Here is a 16994-nt window from a genome sequence, read left to right on the forward strand (position 1 = left end):
GTTCAACGCCCCAGCGGGGCGATGCCCAGCCAGGCGGCGTGCGCCCAGAACGCGAAGAAGGCCCACAGCGCGACGCCCAGCACGACCGTGGCGGCGGTGCCCGCCGCTGTGCCGGGGGCTGCCGGCACAGCGGGGCGGCGGCGTGCCGCGCGGAACACCAGGATGGCCCACACCAGGAAGCTGCCGAACAGCATGATGTCAGCCAAGGTGTTGTTCGCGATCAGGTGGGCGAAGGCCCAGACCTTCACGGCCAGCGTCATCGGGTGCTGCAGCTTGGCCTTGAGGTGGTTGCGCGGCACATAGGCCGCCGCCAGCAGCACCATGGCCACCAGCATCAGGGCCGCGGCGCCGTGGTTCATGCCGCGGATGGCCGGCCACAGCACGACGGGCTGCTGGCGCGCCAGCGAGTAGCCCCACAGGATCAGCGCGAAGCCGATCAGCGAGACGACGGTGTAGGCGCCCTTCCAGCCCTTTTCGCCCAGCTGCCGGATCATGGCGAGGCGCCAGCGCGGCGTGACGGCTTGGGTCAGGTGGATGCCAAGAAAGAGGGCGAGGCCCAGGGCCAACCAGGTCATGTCGGGGTTCTCCGTGAGGCTAGGTCTGTCGATCCACGCGCAGCGCAAGCACGACGGAGCTGTTGGTGCGCAGCACGCCGTCGATCTCGCCGATTTCGTCCAGCAGCGCGTCGAGCCGGGCCGTAGTGTCGGCGCGCAAGAGTGCCATGTAATCAAACTCACCACTCACCGAAGCGAGCTGGCGCAGTTCCGGCAGTTCTGATAGGCGCTTGACCACCTCGCGCCCGGCCTTGGGGCTGACCGTGATGCCGACGAAGGCCTGCACGCTGCGGCCGGCTTCGTCGCCGCCCAAGCGCGCGGTGTAGCCCACGATGCGGCCGCTGGCCTCCAGCCGCGCCAGCCGCGCGACCACGGTGGTGCGGGCCACGCCCAGCTTGCGTGCGAGCGTGGCCGTGCTTTCGCGGGCGTTGGCCTGCAGCAGCAGGATCAGGCGGCGGTCGAGGTCGTCCGGCGGCGCGCTGGTGTTTACCCGTGATTCATCCATAACGGCGAATCATCGCGACGAAACGGCGAGAGGGCAATTGATTTCGTCGAAAGCGTGCTTTCTTTCGTCACGGTCTCTGCCTAGAGTGCGCCGCAGTCCATCTGTCATCTTGAGGAGCCTCCATGAAGATCGCCCTGCTTGGCGCCGGCCACATCGGCCAGACCATCGCCCGCCTGCTGCACGCCACGGGCGACTATCAGGTCACGGTGCTGGACAAGAACCCGGCCTACCTGAAGGCGCTGGCCGACGAGGGCATTGCCACGGCCGGAGTCGACAGCGACAACCGTGCGGCGCTCGCCGCGCAGCTCCGCGGCAAGGATGCGGTCGTCAATGCGCTGCCCTACCACCTGGCCATCACCGCGGCCGAACTGGCGCTGGAATGCGGCTGCCACTATTTCGACCTGACCGAGGACGTGGCCGCCACCAAGGCCATCAAGCAGATGGCCGAGGGCGCCCGCACCGCCTTCATGCCGCAGTGCGGCCTGGCGCCGGGTTTCATCGGCATCGTGGCCCACCACCTGGCCAGCGGCTTTGACAGCGTGCGCGACGTGCAAATGCGCGTCGGCGCGCTGCCGGCCTTCCCGACCAACGCGCTCAAGTACAACCTGACCTGGTCGGTCGACGGGCTCATCAACGAATACTGCCACCCCTGCGAGGCCATCCACGAGGGCGAAACCATCGCCGCGCTGCCGCTCGAAGGGCTGGAGCACTTCAGTCTGGACGGTACCGAGTACGAGGCCTTCAACACCTCCGGCGGCCTGGGCACGCTGTGCGAAACCTGGGCGGGCAAGGTGCGCAATCTTGACTACAAGACCGTGCGCTACCCCGGCCACCGCGACCTGATGCAGTTCCTGCTGGGCGACCTCGGTCTGAAGGGCGACCAGGAAAACCTCAAGGCCATCATGCGCAAGAGCATGCCGGCCACCATGCAGGACGTGGTGCTGGTGTTCGTGACCGTCTCGGGCATGAAGAACGGCGTGCTGCTGCAGGAGGTGTTCGCGCGCAAGATCTTCGCCACCCGCGACGGCGCCCAGCCGCTGTCGGCCATCCAGATCACGACCGCAGCCGGCATCTGCGCCGCGGTCGACCTGTTCCGCGAAGGCAAGCTGCCGCAGAAGGGCTTCGTGCGCCAGGAGCAGGTCGCGCTGCCCGACTTCCTGGCCAACCGCTTCGGCGCGGCCTATCAGCAAAGCCGTCAGGTCGAGTCGATTTCCTGATTCGCCATTTGTTGAAGCCGGACCAAGCTACAGAGGCACAGAGACACAGAGGGCGCGGCACGGCTTCTCTGTGCCTCTGCGTCTCTGTGGCTGTGTTCTTCGATCGCGAGATGATCACGCCATGACGAATTCCACCCATTCCCTCCTCGACGCCCTGGGCGTTCACCTGCCGACTGCCGGCGACCTCACCGTGCGCTCGCCGATTGACGGCGGCGTGCTGGCCCAGATCCCGACCGCCTCGCGCGGCGACATGCAGGCCGCCATCGGCCGTGCCCACGAAGCCTTCAAGGCCTGGCGCGTCGTGCCGGCTCCCAAGCGCGGCGAGCTGGTGCGCCTCTTTGGCGAGGAACTGCGCGCGCACAAAGCTCAACTGGCGCAGCTCGTTTCGATCGAGGCCGGCAAGGTCACGAGCGAAGGCCTGGGCGAAGTCCAGGAAATGATCGACATCTGCGAGTTCGCGGTGGGCCTGTCGCGCCAGCTGCATGGCCTGACGATCGCCAGCGAGCGCCCCGGCCACCGCATGATGGAGCAGTGGCTGCCGCTGGGCGTGGTGGGCATCATCTCGGCCTTCAACTTCCCCGTGGCGGTGTGGGCCTGGAACTCGGCGCTGGCGCTCGTCTGCGGTGATGCCTGCGTCTGGAAGCCGTCCGAGAAGACGCCGCTGACGGCCCTGGCCACGCAGGCGCTGTTCGAGCGTGCGCTCAAGGCCTACCGTGCTGCGGGCCATGCGGCGCCTGACGGCCTGTCCGAGCTGATCATCGGCCGCGCTGACGTGGGCGAGGCGCTGGTCGACGACGCCCGCGTGGCCCTCGTCTCGGCGACGGGCTCGACCCGCATGGGCCGTGCCGTGGGTCCGCGCGTGGCGGCGCGCTTCGGCCGCTGCCTGCTGGAGCTCGGCGGCAACAACGCCATCATCGTGACGCCCAGCGCCGACCTGGAGCTGGCGGTGCGCGGCATCCTGTTCGGCGCCTATGGCACGGCCGGCCAGCGCTGCACGACGACACGCCGCGTGATTGCGCACGAAAGCATCCACGATGCGCTGGTCGAGCGCCTGGACCGGGCCCGCGCCCAGCTGCCCATCGGCTCGCCGGTGGAGCCGGGCACCTTGATCGGCCCGCTGATCGACGCCCAGGCCTTCGATGCGATGCAGTTCGCGCTGAGCGCCGCCCGCGAGCAGGGCGGCCAGGTGAGCGGTGGCGAGCGCGCGTTGGCGGACCGCTTCCCCGAGGCCTACTACGCCGTGCCGGCGCTCGTGCGCATGCCGGCCCAGACCGAGGTGGTCTGCCATGAGACCTTCGCGCCCATCCTGTACACGCTCAAGTACAAGACCCTGGACGAAGCCATCGCGCTGCAGAACGGCGTGCCGCAGGGCCTGTCGAGCGCCATCTTCACGACCGATCTGCGCGAGGCCGAGGCGTTCATGAGCGCGGCCGGCAGCGACTGCGGCATTGCCAACGTCAACATCGGCACCTCGGGCGCAGAGATCGGCGGCGCGTTCGGCGGCGAGAAGGAAACGGGCGGCGGGCGCGAGAGCGGCTCGGACGCCTGGAAGGCCTACATGCGCCGCACCACCAACACCGTGAACTACTCCAGCGAACTCCCGCTCGCTCAGGGTGTGAAGTTCGACATCTGAGCTTTTGATCGGAGAGCCGCAAAATCTGCGCTATGATGCGCGGCTCCTGAAAGCCCAGGTGGCGGAATTGGTAGACGCACTAGTTTCAGGTACTAGCGGGTAACTCCGTGGAGGTTCGAGTCCTCTCCTGGGCACCAAACAAGAAAGGCCAGCACGCAAGTGCTGGCCTTTTGCGTTTTGGGGCCCAGGAGAGGACTCGAAAGGCGCGTCACCGCGGACCGAGGGCAGGCCCTGCGGCCTGCCCGACGCCGCGGGGAAGGTGAAGCGCTTGCAAGCGCTTCACCGGCCGCCGGGGTCGCCGAAGGTGACCGAGTCCCCGCTGAGGCGCCCTCGATGGGCGCTTCAGCGTGCCGTGCCAGTCACCGAGCCTTGGACCGCGCCGGCCAACCACCGCTCCTCAAACGCCTCCGCCGAAACCCCCTTCCCAAACCACCACCCCTGCCCCCAGTCGCAGCCCATCGCCTGCAGGGCCCGCATCTGCGCCTCGGTCTCGATGCCTTCGGCCACCACCTGCATGCCAAGTTCATGCGCCATGGTCACGATCGCCCGGCACAGCGCCAGTGCCTTGCCGCCTGCTTCCAGGCCGGCGACGAAGCTGCGGTCGATCTTGACGGTGTCGATCTCGTGATGCTGCAGATAGCTCAGCGACGAGTAGCCCGTGCCGAAGTCGTCCAGCGAGATCGACAGCCCCGCAGCCCGCAACGCGCGCAGACGCTCGGCCACCGCCTCGTCGCGCTCCAGCAGCAGGCCTTCGGTGATCTCCACGGCGAGGGCCTCACCGGGCAGGCCGAGGGTGCGCAGATGCTCGACCCAGTCCGGATGCGCCTGCTGGCTGCGCTCGCTGAGGAACTGCACGGGTGACTTGTTGATCGCGACCTGGAAACTCGCGTGCCCGCGGGCCCGCCAGGCCTGCACCTGCGCGGCGGCTTCGCGGAACACCCAGTCGCCGATGTCGACGATGAGCCCGCTGGCCTCGGCCAGCGGGATGAACTGGGCCGGGCTCACGTCACCGAGCTTGGGGTGGGTCCAGCGCAGCAGGGCCTCGGCCTTGCGGGGTGGTGCCGTCGGGTCGCGCAGCGACAGGATGGGCTGGTAGACCAGCTTGAACTGCCGGGCGGGCAGGGCCTGGCGCAACTCTGCGGCCAGCCGGGCCCGGCGCTGGACCGCTTCGTGCAGGTCCGGCGTGAACAGTCGCAACCGGTTGCGGCCGGCACCCTTGGCTTCATACAGCGCCTGATCGGCATGCTTGAAAAGGGACTCGATCTCCACGCCATCGCGCGGTGCCAGGCTGACGCCGATGCTGGCCGACACATAGACCCGTTCGCCGCCGACATCAAAGGTCGCGGACAGCGCCGCCAGCATGTCGCGGCCCACCTGCTCGGCCGCGGCCGCCGCATCAGCGGCTGCCAGCAGCACGGTGAACTCGTCGCCCCCCATGCGGGCCACGACGCCGCCCGGCGGCATGCAGGCTTGCAGGCGCTGTGCGACCTGGCCGAGCAGGGCGTCGCCCACGTCGTGGCCCAGGGAGTCGTTCACTTCCTTGAAGTGGTCCAGGTCGACGAACATGACCGCCAGTTCTTCGTCCCCGCGCACCGCCCGCTGGGCCAGCGCTCGGTCAATGCGCTCACGCAGCGCGCGGCGGTTGGGCAGCCCGGTCAGCGCATCCACCCGCGCCTGCTGCCACACCAGCGCTTCCTGGCGCTTGCGGTCGGTGATGTCGGTGTGTGTGCCGACCATGCGTACCGGTTGGCCGGCCGTGTCGCGCTCGATGACCATGCCGCGGCTGAGCACCCACTTCCAGGTGCCGTCCTTGGCCAGCACCCGGTGCTCGTTGCGGTAGATGGCGGTGCGCCCCGCGAAGTGATCTTCGCGGTCGCGGTTCATCTGCGGAATGTCGTCGGGGTGGGTGCGGGCATCGAAGGCTTCGGGCGTGGCGTCCACATCGCCCGGCTGGAAGCCGTGCAGCCGCAGGTAGCGCTCCGAGAAATGCTCGGTGCCCCGCTGCACATGCCAGTCCCAGACGCCATCGCCGCTGCATTCCAGGGCCAGCTTCCAGACTTCGTCGGCCTGCTGCAGCCGGGCCTCGGCCGTGCGGCGGGCGGAGATGTCGATGTGCGTGCCCAGCCAGTGGGGCGAGTCCGGCAGGCGCTGCGCCTGGGCCAGGACCCATTGCTGACCCAGCCGGTACTCCATCTCGAAACGTCCGTTGGCCTGGGCCTGCGCCCAGCGGTGACGGAAGGCCTCGCGGTCGTCGGCATGCAGCCAGTTCACCAACGGGGATGGCAGTGCAGGGCGGTTGAGCGCCTCGGCCAGGCGCGCATTCATCCACAGCAGGCGGCCCTGCGCGTCGGCCTTCCAGACCTGCTGCGGGAGGGCATCGAGCAAAGTGGAAAACTGCACGGGCACGGACCTCCGCGATGGATACGGGACTCTGCCGGACTGTATGCCTCTCGCAATAAGCCACAATCGCGCCCGCCCGAGCCGTTCGGGCGCGTTATTTCGCGAGACCCCCCGCATGAACAAGACCGATCTGATCGAACACCTGGCCGCCAAGCACGAGCTGAGCAAGGCCGAAGCCGGCCGCATCCTGGAGACCCTGCTGGACGCCGTCGTCACCACCGTGAAAAAGGGTGGCGCCGTGTCGATCCCGGGCTTCGGCTCCTTCAAGCAGCACGCCCGTGCCGCCCGCAACGGCGTGAACCCCAGCACCGGCGCCAAGATCAAGATCGCCGCCGCCAAGCTGCCCAAGTTCACTCCGGGTGCTGGCTTCAAGGCTGCCGTTGATCCCAAGGCCGCTGCCAAGAAGGCGGCTGCCAAGCCCGCCGCCAAGCCGGCCGCCAAGGCCAAGAAGAAGTAATTCTTCTCTGCTGTGAGCGCACGCGGGGGAAGTCCCACCATCGTCGACGTCGCCCGCGAGGCGGGCGTGTCGATCAAGACCGTCTCGCGTGTGCTCAACCACGAGCCCGGGGTGCATGAGAGCACCCGGGCCCAGGTGCTCAAGGTCGTCGAGGCCTTGCGCTACCGCCCCAAACAATCGGCGCGCAGCCTGGCCGGCGGGCGATCCTTCCTGATCGGCCTGCTGTACTACGACCCGAGCGCCATCTTCGTCGGCAGCGTGCAGTAAGGCGCCACGCTGCGATGCCGTGAGCTGGGCTACCACCTGGTGGTGGAGTCCCTGCACAACGATGCCCCCGACCTGCGCCAGCAGATCGACCGCATGGTGCTCGCGCTGCGGCCCGACGGCATGATCCTCACGCCGCCGCTGTGCGACAACCCCGAGGTGCTGGCCGCGCTGCGCGACAGCGGCACCCCGTGCGTGCTGATGTCGCCCGAGCGTGACCTGCGCGGCGTGCCTTCGGTGCGCATGGACGACGTGCATGCGGCCGAAGAGATCACCAACCTGCTGCTGAGCCTGGGCCACGAGCACATCGCCTTCATCAAGGGGCCACCGGACCAGTCCGCCAGTGCGCTGCGTTACCAGGGCTTCGTCCAGGCGCTGCGCGCGCACGGTCTGCAGCCCGATCCCGAGCTGGTCCAGCCGGGCCAGTTCACCTTTGCCAGCGGCCGGGACGCAGCGCATCAGCTGCTCAGCCGCCGCCAGCGGCCCACCGCCGTGTTCGCCAGCAATGACGACATGGCCCTGGGCGTGCTCGCCGCGGCCCAGCGCCTGGGCCTGTCGGTGCCGGGCGAGCTGTCGGTCGCCGGCTTCGACGATTCGCCGACCGCCGCGCTGGTCTGGCCGCCGCTGACCACCGTGCGCCAGCCGGTCGCCGAGATGGCGCGCGCCGCGGTCGAGATGCTGGTGTCGGTGCAGCGCCCCGACATGACCGCGCCCGAGGACGAGGCCGACCTGCACAAGGTCCTGCCGCACGAGCTCGTCGTGCGGGACTCCACTCGCGCCCGCTGACCCTGCCTCGCCGGCGGCCCGCCCGGCCGCCTCACGCGCCGCGCTCTCGTGGTGAATTGACAGCGTTGTCAATCGGCGGCAAGATGCCCCGGTGGGGTCGGCAGTTGCAGTGCACCGGCGCCCAGGGTCGGGCTCCAGCGTGAGCCTGCTGCAAACCCGGCGAGCGTCCTCTGGCGCGCCGCCATTTCCGTTCTCGGGCTCGCCGCGCGCCGCCCTTCGCTGCCATGAACCTCTCCGACACCACCCGCATCGACCCGGCTGCCCTGGCCGCCGCTTTCCCGTCCGACTTCCGCTGGGGCGTGGCCACCAGCGCCGCGCAGATCGAGGGCGCCGCGTTCGAAGACGGCAAGGGCGCGTCCATCTGGGACGCCTTCTGCCGCCAGCCCGGCCGCATCAAGGACGGCTCCAACATCGACGTCGCCTGCGATCACTACCACCGCTTCCGTGACGACGTGGCCCTGATCAAGGACCTGGGCCTGGACTGCTACCGCTTCAGCTTCGCCTGGCCGCGGGTGCAGCCCTTGGGGCAGGGCGCCTGGAACGAGGCGGGCTTCGGCTTCTACGACCGCCTGATCGACAGCCTGCTCGAAGCCGGCATCCAGCCCCACGCCACGCTTTATCACTGGGACCTGCCGCAGGCGCTGGACGAGGGCTTGGGCGGCTGGCTGTCGCGCGACGTGGTCGGGCATTTCGCGACCTACGCGGCCGAGGTGGCGCGCCGCTTCGGCGACCGGCTGGCCAGCATCGCCACGCACAACGAACCGTGGTGCACCGCCACCCTGGGTTACGAGACGGCGCAATTCGCGCCTGGCCACACCAGCCGCGCCGAAAGCCTGCAGGTCGCCCACCACCTGATGCTGTCCCACGGTGCCGCCGTGCAGGCCATGCGGGCGGTTTGCAAGACACGCCTGGGCATCGTGCTCAACCACACGCCGTCCTTCCCGGCCACGCCGAACGAAGCCGACCGCCGCGCCGCGCGCATCGACGATGGGCTGAACGTGCGCTGGTACATGGACCCGATCTTCCGGGGCGCCTACCCCGCCGACGCGCTGGCCTATGTCGGGGCGGATGCGCCCCGGGTGCAAGACGGTGACCTGGCGCTGATCCGCCAGCCGCTGGACTTTCTCGGCATCAACTTCTATACGCGCAGCCTGTTTGATGCCGACGGCAAGACCGTGCCGGGCCCGGGCAAGCGCGGCTTCACCGACATGGGCTGGGAGATCGTGCCCGAGGTGTTCGCCCAGCACCTGGTTCGGCTGGCCCGCGAGTACAACCCGCCGCCGATGTTCATCACCGAAAACGGCATGGCCAATGCCGACCGCGTGGTGGATGGTCGCGTGCCGGACGAGGCGCGCATCAGCTACCTCAGCAGCCATTTGCAGGCCTTGGCCGCCGCGATGAGCCTGGGCGCCGACGTGCGGGGCTATTTCTATTGGAGCTTGCTCGACAACTTCGAGTGGAACTCGGGCTACGACAAGCGCTTCGGCCTGGTCCACGTCGACTACGCGACCCAGGCCCGCCTGCTCAAGGACAGCGCCCACTGGTACCGCGATTTCGTGGCCCGCCACCGGGCCAGCCGCTGACGCAGCGCTTTCACATGCCGCGGCCGCACTTCCCAAAACGTGAGGATGTGCTCACCCCACCCGTCCAGGGGGGCGCAGGTTGGGCATTCCTTCGCGTTTGCCCCGACTTGCACTCGGAATTTCGGTAACGATCAGGCGCTAAGCTCCGCCGTGCGCACCACCATGGGATTTTTCCCGGACGGCGGTGGCGCGTGATCTGTTGATTTGACGTATGACTGGAAACCTGCCCGGTCTCTGTGGTGCTCCTGCCGCAGACGGGGCGGAGTTCAGGGGTGCCCGCGCCACGGGTTCTGAGTGAATGCAGGATAGAACAAGCGATCCGCTGATTGATGTCAGCCAGTTGACCGTCGGGATGTTCATACATCTCGACCTCGGCTGGATGTCGCATCCGTTTCCGCTGTCGAGCTTCAAGATCGCCTCCAGCGATCAGCTCCTCATCCTGCGCCGCCTGGGCCTGACCCAGGTGCGTTGGAGCCCGTCCAAGAGCGACCTCAACCTGCAGCCCCAACCGGAGCCCGCGCCCGCGGTGCCCGAAGGCGCGGCTGAGGCAGGCGCGGCCTCGTCCGCCGAGCCCAGCCCGGAAGAGCTCGCCCGCGAGGCCCATCGCCGTGCACTGGCTGCCCAGCGCGAAGCCCTGCGCCTGTGTGAACAACAGTACGGCGAGGCCGCCGATGGCTTTCGCGGCGTCATGGAGAAGGTGCAGGCCTCGCCCCAGGAAGCGCGTGAACAGGCCGAGCGCCTGACCGCCGCCCTCCTCGACAAGATGCTGGTCGAGGGTGATCTCAATATGCGGCTGCTCAATGAAGCCGCGGGCGACCGCAGCACGGCGCATGCGCTCAACGTCTGCATCATCGCGCTGCTGCTCGGCCGAGCCTTCGGCCTGGGCCGCGACGAAATGATGGACCTGGGCGTCGGGTCGCTCCTGCATGACGTCGGCAAGCTTGAAATCGCCGCGCGCCTGCGCCACCGCGACGAGAGTTTCACGGCGGCCGAGACCCAGGCCTACCAGCAGCATGTCGCCAAGGGCGTGGCGATCGCGCAGAGCATGGGCCTGGCGCCCGCCCCACTGCTCATCATTGCCCAGCACCACGAGCATGCTGACGGCAGCGGCTTTCCGCAGCGCATCAACATGGACCGCATGAGCACGGGGGCCCGCATCGTGGCCCTCGTCAACCGCTTCGACGGCCTGTGCAACCCGCTGATCACCTCCAAGGCCATGACGCCGCACGAGGCGCTGTCGCTGATGTTCGCCCAGGGGCGCAACCGCTTCGACGCCACCATGCTGAACGCCTTCATCCGCATGATGGGCGTCTACCCGCCGGGCTCGACGGTGCAACTGACCGACGACCGCTATGCGCTGGTGGTCTCCGTCAACTCGGCCCGGCCGCTGAAGCCGCGCGTGATGGTGCATGACCCCAAGGTGCCCAAGGACGAAGCGCTCATCCTCAATCTGGAAGAGATGCCCGACCTCGGCATCCGCCGCAGCCTCAAGCCCCAGTTCCTGCCGCGTGCCTCGCTCGACTACCTCAGCCCGCGTGCGCGCATTGCCTATTTCTTCGACGCCGTGACCACCGGCCCCGGGGAGCTGACGACGTGAACCCCGTCCGCGAGGCCAGTCCCGCACTGCCTCGCAACACCGAGGTGCCGTCATCCCTGATCGGCGCCCTCCTGGAAGGCCTGCCCGAACCGGCATGGCTGGTGGATGGCGACAGCCTCACGGTCTCGGTGATCAACCGCGCGGCCCTGCGGCTGCTGGGGCTCAAGCCTGAACGCGCGCTCGGCCAGTCGCCGGCGGCGCTGTGCGGCTCCCTCGAAGACGAAGCCTTCTGGCAAGGCGCCTCGCGAGACCCGTTCGCGCGCATCCGCTCCGACACCGTGCTGACCCACAGCGACGGCCAGCCGCGGTGGGTCAGCCGCAGCATCAGCCCCGTGCACACGCCGGGGGGCGCCCGTTACTGGCTGGTGCTGCTGCACGACCAGACCCGCCGCCGCCGTGCCGAGGCCGAGCGCGAGACGCTGCTGGCCGAGCTGCGTGCCACGCTCGAATCCACCGCCGACGGCATCCTCGTGGTCGACCTCAGCGGCCGGGTGCGTAGCTTCAACCGGCGCTTTGCCAAGCTCTGGGGGCTGCCCGGCGGGCTGACGCACGAGCCGGGTGACGCCGGCATCTGGCTCAGCCTGCAGCGCGTGATGCGCGACGGGGAGCAGTACCGGCTGCGCATCGAGGCCCTGCTGGATGCGCCGCTGATGCGTTCCAGCGACGTCCTGCGCCTGGCTGACGGCCGCGTGCTGGAGCAGGTGTCCCTGCCCCAGATGAGCCGCGGCGAGCCCATTGGGCGGGTGTTCTCCTTCCGCGACTTGAGCGAAAAGCTGGCTGCCCACCAGCGCATCGAGGAGCTCGGCCGTTCCGACGTGCTGACGGGCGCTCCCAATCGCCGCGCGCTGGCCGATCGCATCGTGCAACTGATGGCCGCCGTCGAGACGGGCGAGCCTTCGCCCGTCTTTGCGCTGCTGCACCTGGACCTGGACCGCTTCAAGCAGATCAACGACACCCTCGGCCACAGCTACGGTGACCGCGTGCTGCGAGAGGTGGTGGAGCGGCTGCGCGGCGCGGTTGGCGCCAACGACACGCTGGCCCGCCTGGGCGGCGACGAGTTCGCCCTGCTGGTGGACGGCGCGCAGATGTTCGAGGCCGAGGCGGCGGCGCGGCGCGTCCAGCAGGTGCTGGCCGAACCCTTCACCTTCGACACCCTGAGCTTCACCGTCACTGCCAGCTGTGGCGTGGCGCTGTACCCGGGCGACGGCGGCACGCCGGACGAACTCATGGCGAGCGCCGAGCGCGCGATGCACTGGGTGAAGGAAAGCGGCCGCGCGGGCTTTCGCTTCCATGTGCCCCGCAAGGAAGTCGACCTGCTCTACCGCATGCGGCTGGACCACGACATGCGCCAGGCGCTGGCCCAGGGGCGCTTCCGGTTGCATTACCAGCCCCAGGTGGAGCTGGGCAGCGACCGCGTCATCGGCGCCGAGGCCCTGATCCGCTGGCGCGATCCGCAGCGTGGCGAGATCTCGCCGGCCGAGTTCATCCCGCTGGCTGAGGAAAGCGGCTTCGTCGTCGCCATCGGCGACTGGGTGCTGCGCGAGGCCGTGGCCCAGGCCGCGCACTGGCTCAGCCGTGGCCTGCGCATGCCGGTGGCGGTGAACGTCTCGGCCCTGCAGTTCCAGCAGGCGCATTTCGTGCAGACCGTCGCTGACGCGCTGCGGGAGTCCATGCTGCCGGCCAGCATGCTGGAGCTGGAGCTGACCGAAGGCGTGCTGCTGGGCGATGCCGACGAAGCCCTCAAGCGCATGCAGGCTCTGGATGCGCTGGGGGTGACCTTGTCCATCGACGACTTCGGCACCGGCTACTCGTCGCTGGCCTACCTCAAGCGCTTCCCGATCCGGCGCCTGAAGATCGACCGCAGCTTTGTGCAAGGCCTGCCAGGCGATGCGAGCGATGTCGGCATCGCGAATGCCATCGTGCAGATGGGGCGGGCGCTGGGCCTGCAGGTCATCGCCGAAGGCGTCGAGACCGAAGCCCAGCGGGATTTCCTCGCCCAGGCCGGCTGCCATGAATTCCAGGGCTTCCTGTTCGCACGGCCGCTGCGTCCGGACGAATTCGAGCAGCGTGTGCGCCCCCGCCGGCATGTGGTGGATGCCGCCGTCTCCGGCTGGCTCGGATTGGCCAACGGCTGACACCACGAGCAGCCGGCGGCGCGCACAATCGGCGCATGCTCTACTGCTTCAAATCCAAGGCTGCGGCCGATGTGATCATGATGGCCGACTCGGCCGAGGCGGTGCTCCGCCTGATGGGCCGCGACCCGTCACCCCAGGGCATCCTCGTGTCGGCGGAGCTCGCGGGCTATATCCAGAAGCTGGAGGCCGGTGTGGCTGACGACGAAGCGCAGTTCCAGCGCGCCGTCGACGAAGCCGTGGCTGCCGGTCAGCCGGCGCCGCGGCGTCAAGGCGTGACGCTGCGCCAGCGCGCCTGGCCGCTGCGTGACCTGATGCAGCGCAGCCTGAAGGAAGGCGCCGACGTCGTCTGGGGCGTCTAGTGCTGGACAACGCCACACGACTGATCGTCATACGCCACGGCGAGACCACCTGGAACCGCGCCACGCGCATCCAGGGTCACACCGACATCCCGCTGAGCGCGCTGGGCCTGGCCCAGGCTGAGCGGCTGGCCCAGGCGCTGGCCGATGAGCCCTTGGCCGCCATCTATGCCAGCGACCTCAGCCGCGCCCGCCAGACGGCCGAGGCGCTGGCGGCCGTCCATGGCCTGCCGGTTCGACAAGACCGTGGGCTGCGCGAGCGCGCCTTCGGGCGCTTCGAAGGCCTGAGCTGGCAGGAGATCGATCAGGGTTACCCCGAGGAGGCGGCGCGCTGGCGTCGCCGGGAGCCGGACTTCCCGGTCGGCGGGGGCGAGAGCCTGGTTGACTTCAGCGCGCGCTGCCTGGCCGCGGCCCAGCGGGCTGCCGCTGCGCACCCCGGGCAAAGCATCGCGCTGGTGGCGCACGGCGGCGTGCTGGACTGCCTCTACCGCGCCGCCACCCGGGTGGCGCTGGATGCACCACGCAGCTGGCAACTCGGCAACGCGACCATCAACCGGCTGCTGGCGACCCCCGACGGCTTCACGCTCGTGGGCTGGAATGACGATCAGCACCTGGCCGGCTTGAGTGCCGACGACATCGCGGCCTGAGTTCGAGACGCCGTTTCAGCGCTGTCATTGAACTGTTGCATCCGCGCGTCGCTCCTGTCGGGTGTGGCAAAAGCCGCTCCTATACTGGCCGCCACTGTCCTTCAAGGCAGGGCTGAAAAGCCCCGTCCAACCCTACTGAAAAGGCAAACGATGAAAAAGATCGCTCTCGTCGCCGCTCTGGCTGCTACCGCTGCCGCTCCGGCCTTCGCACAAAGCGTCACCCTGTGGGGTCGCCTGAACACCACGGTCGAAAGCCAGAAGATCGGCTCCCTGGACCGCAAGATGGTCCTGCAGAACAACAACTCGCGTCTGGGCCTGAAGGGTTCGGAAGACCTGGGCGGCGGCCTGAAGGTCAGCTTCAACCTGGAGCACGGTTTCGAGAGCGACACCGGCGCTGCCAGCGGCGGCACCACCTTCTGGAACCGTCAGTCGAACGTCGAACTGAGCGGCTCCTTCGGCGCCGTGCGTCTGGGCAAGTGGTTCCCGGGTTCCTACTTCGCCGTGCCTGACTACGTCAGCATGCACAACCACGACACCGGCACGTCGTCGGACGCGCTGTACGCCTACGGCGACTTCCCGTCGTCGAACAAGGTGGCCTACTTCACCCCGACCGTCGGTGGCTTCTCCTCCGAGCTGTCCGTGACCGCTGGCGAAGGCACCACCAAGCGCTCGCTGGACGCCGCCGTCAACTACGACATGGGCCCGGCCCACGCCGGCTTCGGCTACCAGAAGAAGGGTGACTTCAACCAGTTCGCCGTCCGCGGCCTGTACGAATTCGGTCCTCTGGTCCTGGGTGGCTACATCCAGCGCGCCGAGAACACCTTCGGTGGTGTGAAGAAGAACTGGAACGTGTGGCGCGCCTCCGGCATGTACGTCGTCGGCCAGTCCGAGTTCCACCTGAACTTCGGCAAGGCTGACAACATCAACGTCAACGACGGCGCCAAGCAGCTGACCGTGGGCTACAACTACAACCTGAGCAAGCGCACCAAGGTGTACGGCTTCTGGACCAAGGTTGACAACCAGGCTGCCGGCACGTACTTCCCCGTCAGCGGCATGAAGGCTGGCCAAGATTTCTCGTCGCTGGCCGCTGGTATCCGCCACAACTTCTGATCCTCGCGATCTGAAGCAGAAAAGCGCCCCGCGGGGCGCTTTTTTCATGGCCGTTTGGGCCTGGTGTTTTGCACCCGCTCCGGCCGCACTCACTCCGAAAACAGATCGCCCCGGCTCGGCGGTGCCAGCCCCAGGTGGCGCCAGGCCGCCAGGGTTGCCACCCGGCCGCGCGGCGTGCGCTGCAGAAAGCCTTGCTGGATCAGATAGGGCTCGATCACGTCTTCGATCGTGCCGGCCTCTTCGCCAATCGCCGCCGCCACGTTCTCTAGGCCGACCGGCCCGCCGTCGAAACGGTGCACCACGGCTTCGAGGAACTTGCGGTCCATCAGGTCGAAACCCTGCGGGTCGACGTCCAGCATGGCCAGCGCCTTGTCGGCGATGCCGGCCACGATGCGGCCGTCACCTTTCACCTCGGCATAGTCGCGCACACGGCGCAGCAGCCGGTTGGCGATCCGCGGGGTGCCGCGCGAGCGGCGGGCGATCTCCAGCGCGCCGTCGGGGTCGATGGGGGCGCCCAGCAGCCCGGCGGAGCGCGTCACGATGCGCTGCAACTCAGCCGGCGTGTAGAACTCCAGCCGCGCAACGATGCCGAAGCGGTCGCGCAGCGGGTTGGTCAGCATGCCGGCGCGGGTGGTGGCACCGACCAGCGTGAAGGGCTGCAGGTCGAGCTTGATCGAGCGCGCCGCCGGGCCTTCGCCGATCATGATGTCGATCTGGTAGTCCTCCAGTGCCGGGTACAGGATCTCCTCGACGACCGGGCTCAACCGGTGGATCTCATCAATGAAGAGGACGTCGTTCTTCTCGAGGTTGGTGAGGATGGCTGCCAGGTCCTTGGGCTTTTCGAGCACCGGGCCGGAGGTCTGGCGCAGGTTCACCCCGAGTTCCGCTGCGATGATGTGCGACAGCGTCGTCTTGCCCAGGCCCGGCGGGCCGAACAGCAGCACGTGGTCCAGCGCTTCATGGCGCTTGCGGGCAGCACCGATGAAGATCTCGAGCTGTTCGCGGGCCTTGCTCTGGCCGACGTAGTCGTCCAGCAACTTGGGGCGCAGGGCGCGCTCCAGCGCCTCTTCGCGGCTGGACTCGGGCGCGGTGCTGACGATGCGCGGCGCCGGGGCGAAGTCATCGCCGAACTTGTCCGTCTGGATGCTCATGGCAGGCGGCTCACGACAGCTTCTTCAGCGCCAGCTTGATGCCGTCGCTGACACCCACATCCGCCGGCAGGGCCTTCAGCGCCGCGGCGGCGTCCTTCTCGCTGTAGCCGAGGGCCACCAGGGCCTGGAGGATATCGGCTTGCGCATCGTTGGCCACCGTGGCGGGCAGGGCGAGATCCGGCCCGAGCTTGCCCTTGAGCTCCAGCAGCAGCCGCTCGGCGGTCTTCTTGCCGATGCCGGGCACCTTGGTCAGGCGGCCGGCTTCCTGGCGCGTGACGGCCTGGGCCAGTTCCGCCACCGACAGGCCTGACAACAGGCCGAGCGCCATCTTGGGCCCGATGCCGCTGATCTTGATGAGCTGGCGGAAGGTGGCGCGTTCTTCCTGGGTCAGGAAGCCGAACAGCTGGTGAGCGTCCTCGCGCACGACGAGGTGTGTCAGCAGGACCGCGCGTTCGCCCAGGCCGCCGAGGTTGAAGAAGGTGCTCATGGGCACGTCGACCTCGTAGCCGACGCCGCCCACGTCGATCACCACCTGCGGCGGTGTTTTCTCGGCAATGACGCCGCTGAGTCGTCCAATCATCGGCCCATTATCCGGGCCG

The 16994-nt window shown here is 68.5% G+C and carries 16 protein-coding genes and 1 tRNA gene; 12 read left to right on the top strand and 5 right to left on the bottom strand.

Going from position 1 to position 16994, the window contains the following annotated elements:
* Positions 1–2: 2 nt before the first annotated feature.
* Together CDO81_RS22865 and CDO81_RS22870 are read right to left on the bottom strand one after the other, a co-directional pair.
* Entirely contained in the window at positions 3–575 is a 573-nt protein-coding gene (locus CDO81_RS22865) for an NnrU family protein (protein WP_088485556.1), read from the bottom strand.
* Between the two features lie 19 nt (positions 576–594).
* Positions 595–1059, bottom strand: a complete 465-nt coding sequence (locus CDO81_RS22870) for an Lrp/AsnC family transcriptional regulator (protein ID WP_088485557.1) — start codon at positions 1057–1059, stop codon at positions 595–597.
* A gap of 122 nt (positions 1060–1181) precedes the next feature.
* On the opposite strand from CDO81_RS22870, the gene CDO81_RS22875 reads away from it, so the two are divergent.
* The 3 genes from CDO81_RS22875 to CDO81_RS22885 all read left to right on the top strand — a co-directional run bounded on the left by CDO81_RS22875 (position 1182) and on the right by CDO81_RS22885 (position 4046).
* Positions 1182–2276: a saccharopine dehydrogenase family protein gene (locus CDO81_RS22875; protein ID WP_088485558.1), complete on the top strand. Its 1095-nt coding sequence runs from the start codon at positions 1182–1184 to the stop codon at positions 2274–2276.
* Between the two features lie 121 nt (positions 2277–2397).
* Positions 2398–3909 carry an L-piperidine-6-carboxylate dehydrogenase gene (gene amaB, locus CDO81_RS22880; protein WP_088485559.1) on the top strand — a complete coding sequence of 504 codons (1512 nt, stop codon included), beginning with the start codon at positions 2398–2400 and terminating at the stop codon, positions 3907–3909.
* A gap of 52 nt (positions 3910–3961) precedes the next feature.
* Positions 3962–4046 (top strand) — tRNA-Leu (locus CDO81_RS22885).
* A 205-nt stretch (positions 4047–4251) separates the two neighbouring features.
* Here CDO81_RS22885 and CDO81_RS22890 read toward each other — a convergent pair.
* Positions 4252–6309: a putative bifunctional diguanylate cyclase/phosphodiesterase gene (locus tag CDO81_RS22890; protein ID WP_158218394.1), complete on the bottom strand. Its 2058-nt coding sequence runs from the start codon at positions 6307–6309 to the stop codon at positions 4252–4254.
* Between the two features lie 115 nt (positions 6310–6424).
* Between CDO81_RS22890 and CDO81_RS22895 the strand changes: the two genes are divergently transcribed.
* The 9 genes from CDO81_RS22895 to CDO81_RS22930 all read left to right on the top strand — a co-directional run bounded on the left by CDO81_RS22895 (position 6425) and on the right by CDO81_RS22930 (position 15244).
* Positions 6425–6766: an HU family DNA-binding protein gene (locus CDO81_RS22895; RefSeq protein ID WP_088485602.1), complete on the top strand. Its 342-nt coding sequence runs from the start codon at positions 6425–6427 to the stop codon at positions 6764–6766.
* A gap of 12 nt (positions 6767–6778) precedes the next feature.
* Entirely contained in the window at positions 6779–7033 is a 255-nt protein-coding gene (locus CDO81_RS28535; protein ID WP_206602156.1) for a LacI family DNA-binding transcriptional regulator, read from the top strand.
* A 24-nt stretch (positions 7034–7057) separates the two neighbouring features.
* Entirely contained in the window at positions 7058–7816 is a 759-nt protein-coding gene (locus CDO81_RS22900; RefSeq protein ID WP_277621595.1) for a substrate-binding domain-containing protein, read from the top strand.
* A gap of 224 nt (positions 7817–8040) precedes the next feature.
* Positions 8041–9399 carry a GH1 family beta-glucosidase gene (locus CDO81_RS22905; protein ID WP_088485561.1) on the top strand — a complete coding sequence of 453 codons (1359 nt, stop codon included), beginning with the start codon at positions 8041–8043 and terminating at the stop codon, positions 9397–9399.
* A 298-nt stretch (positions 9400–9697) separates the two neighbouring features.
* Positions 9698–10996, top strand: a complete 1299-nt coding sequence (locus tag CDO81_RS22910; protein ID WP_088485562.1) for a cyclic di-GMP phosphodiesterase — start codon at positions 9698–9700, stop codon at positions 10994–10996.
* Positions 10993–13131, top strand: coding sequence for a putative bifunctional diguanylate cyclase/phosphodiesterase (locus CDO81_RS22915; protein WP_241517107.1), 2139 nt, complete (start codon positions 10993–10995; stop codon positions 13129–13131). The genes CDO81_RS22910 and CDO81_RS22915 overlap by 4 nt, the downstream gene beginning before the upstream one ends.
* 35 nt (positions 13132–13166) lie before the next feature.
* Positions 13167–13490, top strand: coding sequence for a DUF1840 domain-containing protein (locus CDO81_RS22920; RefSeq protein ID WP_088485563.1), 324 nt, complete (start codon positions 13167–13169; stop codon positions 13488–13490).
* 2 nt (positions 13491–13492) lie between these two features.
* The gene (locus CDO81_RS22925; RefSeq protein ID WP_088485604.1) at positions 13493–14134 is read left to right on the top strand and encodes a histidine phosphatase family protein; all 642 of its coding nucleotides are present in this window, start codon (positions 13493–13495) and stop codon (positions 14132–14134) included.
* Positions 14135–14284: 150 nt separating this feature from the next.
* Positions 14285–15244, top strand: a complete 960-nt coding sequence (locus tag CDO81_RS22930) for a porin (protein ID WP_088485564.1) — start codon at positions 14285–14287, stop codon at positions 15242–15244.
* An 89-nt stretch (positions 15245–15333) separates the two neighbouring features.
* Here the strand turns inward: CDO81_RS22930 and ruvB are convergent, their stop codons facing one another.
* Both ruvB and ruvA read right to left on the bottom strand, forming a co-directional pair.
* Positions 15334–16395: a Holliday junction branch migration DNA helicase RuvB gene (ruvB, locus tag CDO81_RS22935; RefSeq protein ID WP_088485565.1), complete on the bottom strand. Its 1062-nt coding sequence runs from the start codon at positions 16393–16395 to the stop codon at positions 15334–15336.
* A 10-nt stretch (positions 16396–16405) separates the two neighbouring features.
* On the bottom strand, positions 16406–16975 hold the full coding sequence (gene ruvA, locus CDO81_RS22940) for a Holliday junction branch migration protein RuvA (protein ID WP_088485566.1): 570 nt from the start codon (positions 16973–16975) through the stop codon (positions 16406–16408).
* Between the last annotated feature and the right edge of the window lie 19 nt (positions 16976–16994).

Source organism: Roseateles puraquae, assembly GCF_002205845.1.
In the GTDB taxonomy this organism is placed as follows: Bacteria; Pseudomonadota; Gammaproteobacteria; order Burkholderiales; family Burkholderiaceae_C; genus Pelomonas; species Pelomonas puraquae.

Excerpts from the sequence above, each read along its gene's own strand:
- CDO81_RS22865 (WP_088485556.1), bottom strand. The coding sequence starts at position 575 with ATGACCTGGTTGGCCCTGGGCCTCGCCCTCTTTCTTGGCATCCACCTG.
- CDO81_RS22870 (WP_088485557.1), bottom strand. The coding sequence starts at position 1,059 with ATGGATGAATCACGGGTAAACACCAGCGCGCCGCCGGACGACCTCGAC.
- CDO81_RS22875 (WP_088485558.1), top strand. The coding sequence starts at position 1,182 with ATGAAGATCGCCCTGCTTGGCGCCGGCCACATCGGCCAGACCATCGCC.
- amaB (WP_088485559.1), top strand. The coding sequence starts at position 2,398 with ATGACGAATTCCACCCATTCCCTCCTCGACGCCCTGGGCGTTCACCTG.
- CDO81_RS22895 (WP_088485602.1), top strand. The coding sequence starts at position 6,425 with ATGAACAAGACCGATCTGATCGAACACCTGGCCGCCAAGCACGAGCTG.
- CDO81_RS22905 (WP_088485561.1), top strand. The coding sequence starts at position 8,041 with ATGAACCTCTCCGACACCACCCGCATCGACCCGGCTGCCCTGGCCGCC.
- CDO81_RS22910 (WP_088485562.1), top strand. The coding sequence starts at position 9,698 with ATGCAGGATAGAACAAGCGATCCGCTGATTGATGTCAGCCAGTTGACC.
- CDO81_RS22920 (WP_088485563.1), top strand. The coding sequence starts at position 13,167 with ATGCTCTACTGCTTCAAATCCAAGGCTGCGGCCGATGTGATCATGATG.
- CDO81_RS22930 (WP_088485564.1), top strand. The coding sequence starts at position 14,285 with ATGAAAAAGATCGCTCTCGTCGCCGCTCTGGCTGCTACCGCTGCCGCT.
- ruvB (WP_088485565.1), bottom strand. The coding sequence starts at position 16,395 with ATGAGCATCCAGACGGACAAGTTCGGCGATGACTTCGCCCCGGCGCCG.
- ruvA (WP_088485566.1), bottom strand. The coding sequence starts at position 16,975 with ATGATTGGACGACTCAGCGGCGTCATTGCCGAGAAAACACCGCCGCAG.